Origin of the sequence: Mycobacterium sp. 2YAF39, assembly GCF_052114565.1 — a bacterium.
Classification (GTDB): Bacteria; Actinomycetota; Actinomycetes; order Mycobacteriales; family Mycobacteriaceae; genus Mycobacterium.
The window spans coordinates 442,545-456,275 of sequence record NZ_JBFREZ010000003.1 but is presented as its reverse complement, the minus strand read 5'-3'; the positions used below and the strand labels follow the sequence as shown (position 1 = coordinate 456,275).

14 protein-coding genes are annotated in these 13,731 nt (G+C 65.6%); 6 read left to right on the top strand and 8 right to left on the bottom strand.

Annotation, left to right across the window (positions count from 1 at the left end; genetic code table 11):
• Nucleotides 1-143 precede the first annotated feature (143 nt).
• Nucleotides 144-785: a TetR/AcrR family transcriptional regulator gene (locus tag AB4Z42_RS11595; protein ID WP_442009299.1), complete on the top strand. Its 642-nt coding sequence runs from the start codon at nucleotides 144-146 to the stop codon at nucleotides 783-785.
• A 6-nt stretch (nucleotides 786-791) separates the two neighbouring features.
• Here the strand turns inward: AB4Z42_RS11595 and AB4Z42_RS11590 are convergent, their stop codons facing one another.
• Entirely contained in the window at nucleotides 792-1,631 is an 840-nt protein-coding gene (locus AB4Z42_RS11590) for an AraC family transcriptional regulator (RefSeq protein ID WP_442009298.1), read from the bottom strand.
• A 24-nt stretch (nucleotides 1,632-1,655) separates the two neighbouring features.
• Here AB4Z42_RS11590 and AB4Z42_RS11585 point away from each other — a divergent pair, with 24 nt between their 5' ends.
• Nucleotides 1,656-2,918 (top strand): amidohydrolase family protein, encoded by a 1,263-nt coding sequence (locus tag AB4Z42_RS11585; RefSeq protein ID WP_442009297.1) that lies wholly within the window; start codon nucleotides 1,656-1,658, stop codon nucleotides 2,916-2,918.
• Between the two features lie 23 nt (nucleotides 2,919-2,941).
• On the opposite strand, the gene AB4Z42_RS11580 is transcribed toward AB4Z42_RS11585, so the two are convergent.
• The 6 genes from AB4Z42_RS11580 to AB4Z42_RS11555 are packed head-to-tail and all read right to left on the bottom strand — an operon-like array spanning nucleotide 2,942 to nucleotide 9,201.
• Nucleotides 2,942-4,261, bottom strand: a complete 1,320-nt coding sequence (locus tag AB4Z42_RS11580; protein WP_442009296.1) for an MFS transporter — start codon at nucleotides 4,259-4,261, stop codon at nucleotides 2,942-2,944.
• Entirely contained in the window at nucleotides 4,258-5,061 is an 804-nt protein-coding gene (locus AB4Z42_RS11575; protein WP_442009295.1) for a putative hydro-lyase, read from the bottom strand. Before AB4Z42_RS11575 ends, AB4Z42_RS11580 begins: the two co-directional genes overlap by 4 nt.
• A gap of 29 nt (nucleotides 5,062-5,090) precedes the next feature.
• The gene (locus AB4Z42_RS11570; protein WP_442009294.1) at nucleotides 5,091-6,560 is read right to left on the bottom strand and encodes an adenylate/guanylate cyclase domain-containing protein; all 1,470 of its coding nucleotides are present in this window, start codon (nucleotides 6,558-6,560) and stop codon (nucleotides 5,091-5,093) included.
• Between the two features lie 13 nt (nucleotides 6,561-6,573).
• Nucleotides 6,574-6,876 (bottom strand): hypothetical protein, encoded by a 303-nt coding sequence (locus tag AB4Z42_RS11565; protein ID WP_442009293.1) that lies wholly within the window; start codon nucleotides 6,874-6,876, stop codon nucleotides 6,574-6,576.
• 13 nt (nucleotides 6,877-6,889) lie between these two features.
• Complete coding sequence (locus AB4Z42_RS11560) at nucleotides 6,890-8,380, bottom strand: class I adenylate-forming enzyme family protein (RefSeq protein WP_442009292.1); 1,491 nt, start codon at nucleotides 8,378-8,380, stop codon at nucleotides 6,890-6,892.
• The gene (locus AB4Z42_RS11555; RefSeq protein WP_442009291.1) at nucleotides 8,377-9,201 is read right to left on the bottom strand and encodes an SDR family oxidoreductase; all 825 of its coding nucleotides are present in this window, start codon (nucleotides 9,199-9,201) and stop codon (nucleotides 8,377-8,379) included. The genes AB4Z42_RS11560 and AB4Z42_RS11555 overlap by 4 nt, the downstream gene beginning before the upstream one ends.
• Nucleotides 9,202-9,393: 192 nt before the next feature.
• Between AB4Z42_RS11555 and AB4Z42_RS11550 the strand changes: the two genes are divergently transcribed.
• Genes AB4Z42_RS11550 through AB4Z42_RS11535 form a run of 4 tightly spaced genes read left to right on the top strand, consistent with a single transcriptional unit; the run spans nucleotide 9,394 to nucleotide 13,436 of the window.
• Nucleotides 9,394-10,971 (top strand): methylmalonyl-CoA mutase family protein, encoded by a 1,578-nt coding sequence (locus AB4Z42_RS11550; RefSeq protein ID WP_442009290.1) that lies wholly within the window; start codon nucleotides 9,394-9,396, stop codon nucleotides 10,969-10,971.
• On the top strand, nucleotides 10,971-11,393 hold the full coding sequence (locus tag AB4Z42_RS11545; protein ID WP_442009289.1) for a cobalamin B12-binding domain-containing protein: 423 nt from the start codon (nucleotides 10,971-10,973) through the stop codon (nucleotides 11,391-11,393). The genes AB4Z42_RS11550 and AB4Z42_RS11545 overlap by 1 nt, the downstream gene beginning before the upstream one ends.
• Before the next feature lie 28 nt (nucleotides 11,394-11,421).
• Nucleotides 11,422-12,378, top strand: a complete 957-nt coding sequence (locus AB4Z42_RS11540) for an LLM class F420-dependent oxidoreductase (protein ID WP_442009288.1) — start codon at nucleotides 11,422-11,424, stop codon at nucleotides 12,376-12,378.
• Complete coding sequence (locus AB4Z42_RS11535; protein ID WP_442009287.1) at nucleotides 12,375-13,436, top strand: CaiB/BaiF CoA transferase family protein; 1,062 nt, start codon at nucleotides 12,375-12,377, stop codon at nucleotides 13,434-13,436. The genes AB4Z42_RS11540 and AB4Z42_RS11535 overlap by 4 nt, the downstream gene beginning before the upstream one ends.
• Here AB4Z42_RS11535 and AB4Z42_RS11530 read toward each other — a convergent pair.
• Nucleotides 13,424-13,720 carry a 2Fe-2S iron-sulfur cluster-binding protein gene (locus tag AB4Z42_RS11530; protein ID WP_442009286.1) on the bottom strand — a complete coding sequence of 99 codons (297 nt, stop codon included), beginning with the start codon at nucleotides 13,718-13,720 and terminating at the stop codon, nucleotides 13,424-13,426. The two genes, AB4Z42_RS11535 and AB4Z42_RS11530, sit on opposite strands and share 13 nt — an antisense overlap.
• Nucleotides 13,721-13,731 lie beyond the last annotated feature (11 nt).

Below are 13,731 nucleotides of genomic sequence, written 5' to 3'. Positions count from 1 at the left end.
TAACTGCGATTGGTTGCCTGTGGTGCTCGCGCACGGGAATCGTTTACCCCTTCGTCAGTTAACTCAACAATACATTTGTATGGTAGACACGATACATCCGTATTGTCTACTCTGGGGGTCGTGATCACGGGATTAACCGCTCGATGACGGCGCTGACGGAACGTGACCGGCTTGGTGGCGATGAACTCAGGAAACTCGAACGGATCCGCCACGCGGCGTTGAAGAGCTTCGCGACGAAGGGTGCCGCGGGGACCTCGCTCCGTTCGGTAGCAGCCGACGCCGGCGTTTCGCTCGGCTTGGTGCAGCACCACTTCGAAACGAAGTCCGGTCTCATCAAGGCCGTCGACGACTACGTGATGGGCGTGGTGATCGCCGTGGTCGCCCAGCCTGTCTCGGTGCCGCATGCGAAAGACTCGATCGCCGACATGGGTAGCAGGGTCACCACACTGCTCCTCGAGCATCCCGATGTCGTGGATTACTTCGGTCGCGCGCTCATCGACGGCAGCCAGTTGGGGAACACGATCTGGGACACGCTCTCCGCATTCGGCACGGCGCGGTGGACCGCGCGAAAAGAAAGCGGCGAAGCGCGCGATGACATCGACGTCACCTGGGCGTCGCTGAATTCGCTCGTCCTCGCGGTCGGCACCCTCATCGTGCGCGGCCACGTCGAACGGCAGATCCCAGGCGCGTTCAGTTCGCCCGAGCAGCTCGACAGGTGGCAGAACTCCGTCAACACACTGCTGCGCGAGGGGCTCTTCCCGCATCCGCGCAACGAAGAGGCGTAGGCCCGCTCAGACCTGCTCGCCACCAACTCTTTTGCGATAGGCACTGGGTGTCTCGCCGCAGAACTGGCTGAAGGCGCGTGTGAACGAGCTGAGGCTGTCGAAGCCGACCGCCGACGCCGTGTCCTGTACCGACTGGTCCGGACCGGCCAGCAGTGCCATCGCGCGAAGCATTCGTGCGTGTAATAGATAAGTCCGCCAAGACATCCCGAGCGTGTCCTGGAACAGGCGTCGCAGCGTTCGCTCGGAAACCGATACCGCCCGTGAGACATCGTCGGCGCTCACCGAGTCCAGATGTTCCTTGGTGAACGCCATCGCGGCCGCGACGATCGGATGATCACACGTCGGCAGGCTCAGCGGCGCTTCATGGTCCAGTGCCTCGGCCACCAGGTTGGCCAACGTATGAAAGAAGCTGTCCGACTCGTCATCACCGTCCGCACGGTCGATCTGCCACCGCAGTGCGTAGATCATCATTTCCCGGATCAGCGGGGACACCGCGAGGATGCGCGCGCGATCGCCCGGCGCGGCAACGAGCGCGGGATCGAACATCACCGCCACGGTCTTGACGTCCGGGTTCATCACCGCCTGGTGTTCCAGCCCGGCGGGGATCCACGCCGCCTGTTGAGGCGGCAGCAGGTAATGCGCCGAATCGGTCTCGACCTCGACCACGCCGTGCAAGGCGTATTCGATCTGGTGCACCTCGTGGGAATGCCAACCGGTGATCAGGCCGTCGCCCTCGTACAGATAGCTCCCGCCGAGCGCCCTGCCGCCGCGGCGCAGCTCGATGACCCGGCGGAGGTTGTTGGCCGTTAGGGCTAAATCTCTGTCCGATAGCGCAGAGACGGTCATGAACCTAGACGGTACTACTTGGATATGCAGACCGACGACCTGATCCTGGTGAGCATCGACGACCACGTCGTGGAACCGCCCGACATGTTCCTCAACCACGTCCCGGCCAAGTACAAGGCCGAGGCACCCGTCGTCGTCACCGACGAAAAGGGCGTTGACCAGTGGATGTACCAGGGCAGGCCGCAGGGCGTCAGCGGACTCAACGCCGTGGTGTCCTGGCCGGCGGAGGAGTGGGGACGCGACCCGGCCGGTTTCGCCGAGATGCGGCCCGGCGTGTACGACGTCCATGAGCGCGTCCGGGACATGAACCGGAACGGCATCCTGGCGTCGATGAACTTCCCGACCTTCACCGGTTTTTCCGCGCGGCACCTCAACATGCACCGCGAAGACGTGACCCTGGTGATGGTGTCGGCCTACAACGACTGGCACATCGACGAGTGGGCCGGGAGCTATCCAGACCGCTTCATCCCGATCGCCGTGCTGCCGACATGGAATCCGGAGGCCATGTGCGCCGAGATCCGCCGTGTGGCCGCGAAGGGCTGCCGCGCGGTCACCATGCCGGAACTGCCACACCTGGAAGGTCTTCCGAGCTACCACGACGGTGAGTACTGGGGTCCGGTGTTCACCACCCTGTCGGAAGAGAACGTGGTGATGTGCCTGCACATCGGTACCGGCTTCGGGGCGATCAGCATGGCGCCGAATGCGCCGATCGACAACCTCATCATTCTGGCCACCCAGGTGTCGGCGATGTGCGCGCAGGATCTGTTGTGGGGGCCCGCGATGCGCAACTATCCGGACCTCAAGTTCGCCTTCTCCGAAGGCGGGATCGGCTGGATCCCCTTCTATCTCGACCGCAGCGACCGGCACTACACCAACCAGAAGTGGCTGCGGCGCGACTTCGGCGACAAGCTGCCCAGTGACGTGTTCCGGGAGCACTCGCTGGCCTGCTACGTCACCGACAAGACGTCGCTGAGGCTGCGCCACGAGATCGGCATCGACAACATCGCGTGGGAGTGCGACTACCCGCACTCGGACTGCTTCTGGCCTGATGCACCCGAGCAGGTGCTCGCCGAGCTGAACGGCGCCGGCGCCGATGACACCGACATCAACAAGATCACGTGGCAGAACGCCTGCAACTTCTTCAGCTGGGATCCGTTCGCCCGTACCCCGAAGGAGCAGGCCAGCGTTGGGGCGTTGCGCGCCAAGGCAACCGACGTCGACGTGTCGATCCGGCCGCGCAAGGAATGGGCGCGGATCTACGCCGAAAAGCAACTCGCCAAGGCCTAGGCGGCCGGCCCGCGTTATGCGAGCTATGCACGGACCTTCTGCCGCAACGGCTGAGCCGCGGTCTCCCGCATGGTCATCACGGTGGCGAGGCTGATGATCGCTGCGGCGATGACGTAGTAGGCGGGTGCGAGCTCATTGCCTGTCTGAGCCACCAACCAGGTCGCGACGTACGGCGCTGTGCCGCCGAAGATGGCGACGGACACGTTGTATCCGATGGAGTAGCCGCTGGAGCGCACCCGCGTGGCGAACAATTCCGCACCGGCCGCAAGTGATGCCGACACGAACACCGATTCAATCGCAGCCAGGCCCGCGTGCGCGGCGATGGCCGCGGCCAGCGATCCGGCGTTGAGCAGCATGAACAACGGATAGGCGAAAATCACGAAGCCGACCGCACCCGCGATCAGCAAGGGTTTTCGACCGATCCGGTCCGACAGCGCGCCCAGTGGCGGGATGAGAATCATCGCGACGATGCTCGCGATGGTGATGGAGACGAAAGCGTTGGTCTTGGTGAATTCGAGTGTCTTGGTGAAATACGTTGGCAGGTAGGTGAAGACGACATAGAACCCGACATTGTGGATCACCACCAGGCCGGCGATCTGCAGGATCGGCCGCCACGATGTCGTCAGCGCCTCCTTCAGCGGCGAGGATGAGACTTCACCCTCGTCGCGCAGAGTCTCGAATTCCGGGGTGTCCCCGAGCTTCAGTCGGATGTAGAGGCCGACCACTCCCAACACGCCCGCGATGAGGAAGGGGATGCGCCAACCGTAGGAGCTCATCGCGCTCTCCGAGAGCAGCGTTTCCAGTCCGGTGACCGTCAGCGAGCCCAGCAGGAAGCCGACGACGACCGACCACACCAGGAAGGACACCACGAACCCGCGGTGCTTGTCCGGCGCGAATTCAGCCAAGTAGCATGCGCCGCTGCCGTATTCACCGCCGGCCGAGAATCCCTGCACGCAGCGTAGAAGCAAAAGCAGCAGCGGTGCGGCCACGCCGATCGAGTCGTAGCTCGGCACCAGGCCGATGAGGAACGTCGATCCCGACATCAAGATGATGACCAGGGCGAGCACTCGTTGCCGGCCGATCCGGTCACCAAGCGGCCCGAAGAAGAACCCACCGAGCGGTCGCATGAAGAACGCGGCGGCGAAGACGGCGAAGGTGCTGAGCAGCGCGGCTGTCTCGTCGCCGGAGGGGAAGAACTGGTCGGCGATGTATGTCGCCAAGGTGCTGTAGATCGCGAAGTCGTACCACTCGACGGTGTTCCCGATTGCCGCGCCGCGCACCGCTTTCCGGACCGCAGCCGGGTCGGCGTCGGGTCGCCGGTTGGGCGCCTCATGGATGGTCATGGTCCGTCCTCCTGGGTGTCGAAGTCGCTGTGGCGTCGATCGGTGACGAACATGTGGCCCGGCGCGTGGAAAATCGCGAGCGAGGGACGCGCCTCGATGGCGACGGCCTGCGGCGTCACGCCGCATGCCCAGAAGACGGGTACCTCATCGCCACCCACCTGGACCGCATCGCCGAAGTCCGGTATCGCGAGGTCGCCGATCCCGATCTCGGTCGGGTCGCCGATGTGCACCGGTGCGCCGTGCATGGCCGGAAAGCGAGTCGAGATGTCGACGACGCGGGGGATATCGGCTGCAGCGAACGGCCGCATCGACACCACCAACGGCCCGTCGAACCGACCTGCCACGGCACAGCGTTGATTGGTGACGTACATCGGGACGTTGACGCTCTGCACCTGGTGCGCAACCGGTACGCCCGCGGCGGCCAACGCCCATTCGAACGTGAACGAGCATCCCAACAGGAAGGACACCAGGTCGGTGCGCCAAACATCGGCGATATCAGTCGGTTCGTCGACGAGCTGACCGTCGCGGAACACCCGGTAGCGGGGCAGGTCGGTGCGCAGATCGGCGTCGGCGGCCAGACCTGCCGGGTGCGGTGACCCGGTGTCGGTCACCTCGAGCAGCGGGCACGGTTTCGGGTTGCGCACGCAGAATCGCAGGAAGTCGAGCGCCTCGCCGGCGGGCAGGATCACCAGGTTGGCCTGCGCGAACCCGGGCGCGAGGCCACTCGTCGGGCCGGTGTGTTCGCCGGCTCGGATGCGTGCCCGGGCAGAAACCGCCGTCTCCGCGGCCAGCGAAGCCATGCGTCTGCATTCCCCGTTGAGGGGTCGGCCTAACCTGCGGGCTTCGACGTGGGTGCGGAGATGGCGGTCGCGGTCGACCGGCCGCGTAGTACCTCCGAACCGTGCGCGGTCCAGTGTCCGCGTTCGGCTTCGGCCGCCTGATCACACGCGGCGCCGGAACACAGCACTCGCCCGTCGAAGTCCTTGGCCAGGTCGGCAAGTCGGGCAGCTTCGTTGACCGCGTCACCGACGACGGTGTATTCGTAGCGGTTCTCGGCCCCGATGTTGCCTGCGAAGACCGGGCCGGCTGAGACGCCGATACCGAAGTCGACAGGGAGGCTGCTCAGTTCGGCGCCGAGTGCGCGAGCCGTCGCGAGCGCTGCCGACGCGGGATCTGCGGTGCGTAGCGGTGCGCCGAAGACGGCGAGCACCGCGTCACCCTGGAACTTGTTGACAAGGCCGTTGTGCTCGTCGACATGGGCGACGACCATCCGGAAGAACTCGTTGAGCACGGCCGCGACCTCGTGGGGCTCGTGAGTGGCGGCGAGTTGCGTCGAGCCGACGAGATCGATGAACAGGATCGCGACGTTGCGTTCGTCACCCGATAGTGATTCGTTCTCGTCGATCGCACGGCGCACCACCTCCTCACCGACGTGACGGCCGAACAGATCGCGCAGCTGTTCGCGTTCTCGCAGTCCGGCGACCATCCGGTTGAATCCACTTTGCAGCCGCCCGATTTCAGACCACTCGTAAACGTCCAGTGATTTGTCGATCATGCCCCGCTCGACCTCGGCCATCGCGTCGACGACTTCGCGCAGCGGATCCGATATCGAGATGGACACCAGGATCATCGCCCGAAGTCCGAGCACCACAGCGACGAGTGCGAGCACCAGCAGGGCCAATTCGACCGGGGTGTCCCTCGAGATGATCCATCCGTTGGCGCGCAACACGAGCAGGCAGGCGATTGCGATGCCGGGCAGTGCGGTACACACGGCCCACATGATGAGCAGCCTGGCCCGCACACCCGGCGCGGTGCTCGGCGTGATCTCGCTGAAATCCCTTGTCACACCTGCCAGTAGCGGACGCAGGGTACGCAGCGTGAATAGGAATCCGGTGCATATCGTGGCGATGGCACCGAACAGGATGGCCGAGGCGACGACTACCTGCAGCTCGGCAGGCGCACCGAGGTTCAACGGAATCATGATGGCGGCTCCGACGATCCACGGCGCCGCGGTGATCGCCGACTGCCTGCGAAGGGTCTTCAATGCGGTCCGGCGTTCGTCGTCGGTCGGATCCCGCACGCCAAGCCAGCGCATTGCCGGAGCGACGATGCGGACGGCGCCGACCGCGACGATCAGCGTCCCGATGATGATCACCGCTGCGGAGCCGACCACTATCGCCGGTGTTGCTCTGCCGCGTCCGGTGAGCGAGATGACGAGCGCGGTGACTTCGGCCGTCGTCAGCAGATACGCGAACGTGAGCCCAGCGGCATACCGAATCAGCAGCCTGCGGGGCTTCACATGGCCGAACGTATCAGTCGCTCGCAGGCAGTGGCTTGGCTTCCTTTAGGGACAGTGCGGTCGTGCCGACGGACAGTGTGCCCGCGCCGGCCTTGGTGACGAGCACCTCTGCCCCCGTCTCGTCGACGTAGCGCTTCCCCATCGCGTTGCCTTCGGAGAACGCCGGATCGAGGGTGGCGTCTGCGGACTTCTCGGCGTCGAGGGGCACCATGGCGACTCCACCCGCGCGTAGGTCGTCGAGGCTGTCGGCGCTGCGCACGACGATCACCTGGGTGTCGCAGACCTGGCTCTGCAGACGCGTGCCGTTCTTGATCATGTTCGGCTCCTTGCTAATTCGAGGCTGTGAATTCTTGGATCAGTTCGCGGCGAAGCACCTTGCCGGTCGCGTTGGTCGGCAGTTCGTCCCGGAACACCACGCGATCCGGTGTGCGCGATCCACGCAGGTGTGCGCGCACGTGCTCGCGCAGTTCGTCCGGGTCGGGCTCGGTTCCGTCGGCGGGCACCACGACGGCGACGATGATCTGACCCCACTGCGGGTCCTCCGGCCCCACGACCACGCAATCACGCACCAGCGGATGTTCCACGAGCACGTCTTCGATCTCGGCGGGCGCGATGTTCTCCCCGCCGCGGATGATCGTGTCGTCGGAGCGGCCGCCGATGAACAGATACCCGTCCGCGTCGAGCATGGCGACGTCCTTGGTGGGGAACCAGCCCTCGGCGTCGAGCACCGACCCGATCTCGGCATAACGGCCGGACACCTGCTCGCCGCGGACGTACAGTTCGCCGGTCTCGCCGGCTTCGAGGACCGTGCCGTCGTCCGCGCGGATCTGGACTTCGATGCCGGGCACCGGCTGACCGACCGAACCGAGCCTGCGAATGACCGACTCGTCCGAGCCGGCGAGCGCGGTGCGGTGATCGTCCGGCCCGAGCACCGCGATCGTGGAGCTCGTTTCGGTAAGGCCGTAGGCATTGACGAAACCGACGTCGGGCAGCAGTCCGAGTGCCTTGCGCACCAACGGAAGCGCGACCTTGGATCCGCCGTACGCCAGGTTGCGCAGTGTGGGCAGTGCAACGGGGGCGGACTCGATGGCCGACACGATGCGGTCGAGCATCGTCGGCACCACGGTCGCCGACGTGACTCCCTCGTCGCGCACCAGGCGTACCCATTCGGCCGCGTCGAACTGGGGCAGATACACCATCTTTCGGCCCGCGTACAGGTTCGACAACGCCGCCGAGACTCCCGCGATGTGGTACGGCGGCACGCAGATCAGCGCGGCGTCGCCGGGATCGGCCGAATCGAATTCGACAGTCCCGTAGATGTAGCTCGCGAGGTTGTTGTGCGTCAGCTCAACGGCTTTGGGCCGCGACGTCGTGCCCGACGTGAACAGCACAACGCCGACGTCTTCCGGGTCGGGAAACTCCGCGGCGGGTTCGGCCGTTCGCGCGGCCGCGATGAACTCCTCGGACCCGATGACCTGCTTACCCGCGCCCGCGACGACGTCGAGGTATTCCGCATCGGCCACGACGAGCGGCTGCGGCAGCCGGTCGATCAACTCGCGTAGACCGTCGGCACTCAGTCGATAGTTCAGGGGCGTGAAGGCCGCACCGGCGCGCGCTGAGGAGAACAGCAACAGGGGAAGCATCGCGCCGCCGAGGCCGACGTAGGCAACGTGCGAGGTGCCTGCCGCCGTGATGACACCCGCGCCGCCGTCCGCCAGCCCACTCAGTTCAGCTGTCGTAAGCCGCATCTCACCCGACACCAGCGCGGTGCGGTCCGGGTTAGTGGAGGCTGCCATCTCCAGCAGCAACGAGATGCTCATGGTTTGTCGACGAAGATATCAAGGATGGGGTCGTCTCCACCGCCGTAGCGCGACAAGTCGGTGACGCCGGCCGATGCCAGCGCGTCGACATCGATGAAGCACTGCCCGTTCACGTCGGCGGCCGGGCGCGACAGGATCGCCACCGCCGCGTCGGCCATGATCTCCGGATCCCGCGACCTGGCCAGCTGGTCCTGGAAGCCCGGCGCGTTGGCGACTGCGGCTGTCGCGATGTACGTCTCCGGCCACAGGCAGCTGAAGCCGATGCCCGCATCGGCGTACTCCGCCGCCCAGCCCAGGGACAACAGCGTCATCCCGTACTTCGACAATGTGTAGGTCGGATGCGCGCCGAGCCAGTGCGGGTTCATGTTCAGTGGCGGTGCCAACGTGATCACGTGCGCGTTCGGTGACTTGCGCAGGTGGGGCAGGGCTGCCTTGGTGAGTAGGAACGTGCCCCGGACGTTGATGTCCATCATCAGGTCGAACTTCTTGGCAGTCAGGTCCTCGGTCGCGTCGGTCGCGATGGCGCTGGCGTTGTTGATGACGATGTCGACGCCACCGAAGTGTTCGACGGCCGCATCGACGGCGCGCTGCACGTCCTCTTCTTTACGCACGTCTCCGACGACGGCGACACCCTGACCGCCCGCGGCCTCCACATCGGCCACGGCGGTGTGCACGGTGCCCGGCAGCTTGGGGTGGGGTTCGGACGTTTTGGCGAGAAGAACGACGTTTGCGCCCTGCTTCGCTGCACCCAGCGCGATCGCCAACCCGATGCCGCGGGAACCGCCTGACACCACAAGCGTGCGGTCGGTGAAGGTGGACAAGGAGCCTCCTCGGGATGCGCAGTCCCTGGATTCTACAGGACTGGTAGTGACGTTCTCATTCTAGGCAAGTGCCATAATCGCTGTTTACTGGGCCTTCAGTGGCGTTCAGGGTGCTGCCGCGGGTCCCGCTCACTGCACGTTTCCAGTGTGCGGTATTGGCATTCTCATTTTTTGCAAGTACGTTATCGAGTGATGACCGAGCCTGTAGAGACCCCCTCCGGCATCCCGCTCGAGCCCATTTACGGACCGGCCGACAGAAGCGGTGAGCAGCCGGCACCTGGTACGTATCCGTTCACCCGCGGCAACTTCGCGAGCGGGTACCGCGGCAAGCTGTGGACGTTCCGGCAGTATTCGGGCTTCGGCACCGCCGAGGAATCCAACCGTCGCTACCGCTACCTGCTGGATCAGGGCGGCACCGGGTTGTCGGTGGCACTCGACCTGCCCACGCAGTGCGGCTATGACTCCGACGATGCCGAGTACGGCGAGGAGGTCGGCCGGGTCGGCGTCGCCGTCGACACACTCGCCGACGCCGAGATCCTTTTCGACGGCATTCCGCTGGACAAGATCAGCACCAGCTTCACGATCAACGGCACCGCCGCGATCCTGCTGGCCTTCTACGTCGCGGCCGCAGAGAAGAAGGGGGTGCCGCGCGAGAAGCTCACCGGCACCATCCAGAACGACATCCTCAAGGAGTACGCGTCCCGCGGCACCTGGATCTGGCCTCCGGAGCCGTCGCTGCGGCTGATCGCCGACACCATCGAGTTCTGCGCTGCCGAGGTACCGCGGTTCAACGCGATCTCGGTCGCCGGGGCACACTTCCGCGACGCCGGCGCCAACGCGGTACAGGAGATGGCGTTCACCCTCGCCGACGGCGTCACCTACTGCGACACCGTCGTCGAGCGCGGCCGGATGACCATCGACAAATTCGCCCCGCAGATCTCCTTCTTCTTCTATACCCACGGCGACTTCTTCGAGGAGATCGCCAAGTACCGGGCCGGACGGCGCCGCTGGGCCACGATCGTGCGGGAGCGCTACGGCGCCAGCAGCGACAAGGCGTCGATGTTCCGATTCGGCTGCGTCGCGGGCGGGGCCTCGCTGTACGCGCCGCAGGCGCAGAACAATCTCGTCCGCGTGGCGTATGAGGCGTTGGCCGCGGTGCTCGGCGGCGTGCAGTCGATGTTCACCGCCGCGTGGGACGAGCCGTTCGCGCTGCCCAGCGAGGAGTCGGCGACGCTGGCACTTCGCACCCAGCAGATCCTGGCGTACGAGACCGGCGTCGCGAAGGTGGCCGACCCCCTTGGCGGGTCGTACTTCGTGGAGGCCCTCACCGATGCCACCGAAGAGAAGATCATCGAGATCATGCACGACCTCGAAAACCACGGCGGCATGGTGCGCGCCATCGAGGACGGCTATCTGCAGGGCCTGATCGCCGACGAGGCCTACAAGATTCACCAAGAGGTGGAATCCGGTGAGCGGCCGGTGGTCGGAGTCAACAAGTTCGTCGTCGACGAACCACCGCCAGAGATCGCCACCTACGAACTCGACGCCGAAGGGCGCGACCTCCAACTGAAGCGGCTGGCCAAGGTCAAGGCCGAGCGGGACGGCGTCGCGGTGAAGGAATCGCTGGCGGCACTGTCGCGGGCCGCCGAGGGGGACGACAACCTCATGCACAAGCTGATCGACTGCGCCAACGCCTACTGCACGGTGGGCGAGATGGTGTCCACGCTCAAGTCGGTGTGGGGCGAATTCCAGCAGCCGGTGGTGTTCTAGTGGCCGAATCGACCGCCTCGCAGCCGGCACGGGTGCTCGTCGCCAAACCGGGTCTGGACGGCCACGATCGCGGGGCCAAGATCGTGGCACGTACGCTGCGCGACGCCGGTTTCGAGGTCATCTACACCGGCATCCGTCAGCGCATCGAGGACATCGTGTCCATTGCCCTTCAGGAAGACGTTGCCCTGGTGGGTCTTTCGATCCTCTCCGGAGCTCATATCGCATTGACCACGCGCACCGTCGACGCACTGCGCGCCGCCGATGCCGGGGACATCGCCGTCGTGGTGGGTGGCACGATCCCGGAATCCGACGTGCAGAAGCTGCTCGACGCCGGCGCCGCCGCGGTGTTCCCCACCGGCACATCGCTGGAAACCTTGGTGCGCGACGTGCGGGCACTGACCGAGAAGGCGGGGCAGTCATGAGATTGGGCGGGCGAAGCGGGGTGGGCAGATGAGATTGGGCGTGATGATCGGCGCCGAGCGCGGGAATATGGCTCGCAAGGTCAAGAAGCTGATCGACGACATCGAGTGGGCAGAGGCCGCGGGCATGGACACCGCGTGGATGCCGCAGGTGCCCAACGACTTCGACTGCCTGACCATGGTCGCCTTGATGGGCGCACGCACGACGCGAATCGAACTCGGCACCGCAGTCGTACCGCTGCAGGCGCAGCATCCGATCGCGTTGGCGCGCCAGGCGCTCTCGATACATGCGGGCATAGGCGGACGGCTGGCGCTCGGCGTCGGGCCGTCGCACCACTGGATCGTGCGCGACATGCTCGGAATCCCCTACGAGAAGCCGGCCGCCTACACCAGGGACTATCTCGACGTCCTCAACACCGCGATCGCAGGCCCCGGTGACGTCGATGTGGAAAACGACACCTTCACCGTGCACAACCCGACTGTGCTCGGCGCCGAACCGCCGATGCCGGTGCTGGTATCCGCTCTCGGACCGGTAATGCTGCAGATCGCAGGCGAACTCGCCGATGGCACGGTGCTGTGGATGGCCGATGAGCGCGCGATCGGTGAGCACATCGCACCGCGCATCAACAAAGCCGCGGACAATGCCGGACGCCCGGCGCCTCGGATCGTCGCGGGCATCCCGGTGTGCCTGTGCGCCAACTCCGAGATCGACGCCGCCAAGGATCGCGCAAACCGGATCCTTGCCGAGGCGGAGACGTCGCCGAACTATCAGCGGTTACTGGATCGCGGCGACGCGCGTGACGTGGGCGATCTGACGGCGGCCGGCGACGAGGAGGCGATTCTCGCGCGATTCCGCCAGTTCGCCGACGCCGGGGTGACCGATCTGTCGGTTCGCCTGCTGCCGATCGGGGACAACCGCGACGAGCTGATCGCATCGAAATACCGGACGCGCGAGGTGATTGCCGAACTCGCCAAGGCTGTGCGATGACACAAGCCGGGCCGTTGGCAGGCATCCGGATTCTCGAGGTCGGCGTCATGCTGGCCGGTCCGTACGCGACCATGCTGCTGGCCGATCTCGGTGCCGAGGTGATCAAGATCGAGCCGCCGGGCGGCGAGATCTCGCGGCAGGTCAGTGACAGTTACTTCGCGAGCCTCAACCGCAACAAGCAGAGCGTCGTGCTGGATTTGCGCTCGGAGGACGGCCGTCGGCGACTCGGTGAGCTCGTCGCCAATTCGCATGCGCTGCTGGTCAATATGAAGCCGTCGGCGATCAAGCGGCTGGGCCTCACCTATGAGGCACTGCGGGAGTTCAACGACCGCATCGTCTGCGTCGCGCTGACGGGGTTCGGATTGAACGGCGGCGACGATCCAGCATTCGACTACGTCATCCAGGCGGCGACGGGGGTGGCCGCGATGACCGGCCATCCCGACGATCCGCCGACGCTGCCGGGCTATTCGTCGGCCGACAACTCCACGGGGCTCACCGCCGCGCTCGGTCTGCTGGCGCAGATCGTCTCGGGGCGCGGTGGACAGGTCGACGTCTCGCTGCGCGATGTGATGTTGTCCCAATTGAACTACCGCGCGTCGGCGTACCTGAACGACGGCGCAGAGCCGCAGCGCTACCCGTATGGAGCACACTCGTACTACGTTCCGGCGCAGCTGTTCTCGACTGCCGACGGGTATCTCGCGCTGTTCATCACGCACGACGCATTCTGGAAGTCGTTCGCCGCGGAGGCCGGAATCGAGGGCTTCACGACGATGGCCGAGCGAGCGGCGCATCGCGACGAGGTGCTTGCCGTCGTCGCGGCCCGGCTCGCCACCGACAGCGCAAAAGGCTGGGAGGACAGGCTGCGCCCGCTGGGCATCCCGGCCGCCGCGGTGCGCACGCTGCCCGAGGCGTTGAAGGCGACGCCCGAAGTCGTTGTCACCGCAGGGGATTTCCGGTTGGTGGGCAGCCCGATCCATGTCGACGGATACGAGCCCGAATACCGACCGCCTCCGCGCCTCGACGAACACGCCGAGACCCCGTCGGCTCAGTCGTCGTAGGTGAAGCTGATCGAATCAGTGTCCGGAACCGCTTGGCAGGTCAGGATGTATCCGTCCTCGACTTCGTCCTCTTCGAGCGCGTCGTTGACCCGCATTGTGGCGTTGCCCTCGACGACTTTGCCCATGCAGGTGCCGCAGTTGCCGGCTTCACACGAGAACGGCGGAGAGAGGCCGGCGCGCCGCGCGCTCTCGAGAAGCGTCTCGTTGGCCACCCGCCGCACCGACACCGATTTTCGATCGAGAACGATCGTCACTTGTCCGTCGTCGGCCGGTTCCGCCGTCATCGAGCCTCTCC

What these genes read in the sequence shown, in the direction of transcription:
- AB4Z42_RS11595 (WP_442009299.1), top strand. Translation starts at nt 144, where the DNA reads ATGACGGCGCTGACGGAACGTGACCGGCTTGGTGGCGATGAACTCAGG.
- AB4Z42_RS11590 (WP_442009298.1), bottom strand. Translation starts at nt 1,631, where the DNA reads ATGACCGTCTCTGCGCTATCGGACAGAGATTTAGCCCTAACGGCCAAC.
- AB4Z42_RS11585 (WP_442009297.1), top strand. Translation starts at nt 1,656, where the DNA reads ATGCAGACCGACGACCTGATCCTGGTGAGCATCGACGACCACGTCGTG.
- AB4Z42_RS11580 (WP_442009296.1), bottom strand. Translation starts at nt 4,261, where the DNA reads ATGACCATCCATGAGGCGCCCAACCGGCGACCCGACGCCGACCCGGCT.
- AB4Z42_RS11575 (WP_442009295.1), bottom strand. Translation starts at nt 5,061, where the DNA reads ATGGCTTCGCTGGCCGCGGAGACGGCGGTTTCTGCCCGGGCACGCATC.
- AB4Z42_RS11565 (WP_442009293.1), bottom strand. Translation starts at nt 6,876, where the DNA reads ATGATCAAGAACGGCACGCGTCTGCAGAGCCAGGTCTGCGACACCCAG.
- AB4Z42_RS11560 (WP_442009292.1), bottom strand. Translation starts at nt 8,380, where the DNA reads ATGAGCATCTCGTTGCTGCTGGAGATGGCAGCCTCCACTAACCCGGAC.
- AB4Z42_RS11550 (WP_442009290.1), top strand. Translation starts at nt 9,394, where the DNA reads ATGACCGAGCCTGTAGAGACCCCCTCCGGCATCCCGCTCGAGCCCATT.
- AB4Z42_RS11540 (WP_442009288.1), top strand. Translation starts at nt 11,422, where the DNA reads ATGAGATTGGGCGTGATGATCGGCGCCGAGCGCGGGAATATGGCTCGC.
- AB4Z42_RS11535 (WP_442009287.1), top strand. Translation starts at nt 12,375, where the DNA reads ATGACACAAGCCGGGCCGTTGGCAGGCATCCGGATTCTCGAGGTCGGC.
- AB4Z42_RS11530 (WP_442009286.1), bottom strand. Translation starts at nt 13,720, where the DNA reads ATGACGGCGGAACCGGCCGACGACGGACAAGTGACGATCGTTCTCGAT.